At 64.2% G+C, this 402-nt stretch carries 1 protein-coding gene; it reads right to left on the bottom strand.

The genetic code is table 11. The annotated features are described in order from the left end of the window. The coding region (locus AC1D0P_RS30975; RefSeq protein ID WP_477680229.1) for a DUF2339 domain-containing protein at positions 1 to 402 on the bottom strand (402 nt) is incomplete at both ends.

Genomic DNA, 402 nt, shown 5'->3' with positions numbered 1-402 from the left:
GGCTCGCCCCGGTCAGCGCCAGAGCGATGACATAATGCAGCGGCCGGCGCGCGCGGGCGAACAGGGCGGCGAAGCCATAGGCGAGACCCGGCAGGAGATAGGCAAGGAAAAGCAGGTTGAAGACCGGTATCTTGCCGGTCGGCTCGCCGGTGAAATAGGGGTTGAGGCCGACATAGTGAGCGAAAATCACGAAGGCCATCGAGACATAACCGACCGCCATCGAGCCAGTGCGGAAGACGATGCTCGGCTGCCGCAGGTCGAGCGCCATCAGCGTCACCGAGGCGCCGATGGTGAGCAGCGTGTAGATCGACTGTTCGCCGAGCGTCGGCGTCGCGTCGTTGAGCACGCCGCCATTCATCGCGTGACGGACAAGGATGGCGATGGTCAGCAGCGCAAACAGGC

The organism is Polaromonas sp. P1_G2 (assembly GCF_056405515.1).
Note: the sequence above shows the minus strand (reverse complement) of the source record. Positions and strands in the feature narration are given on the sequence as shown.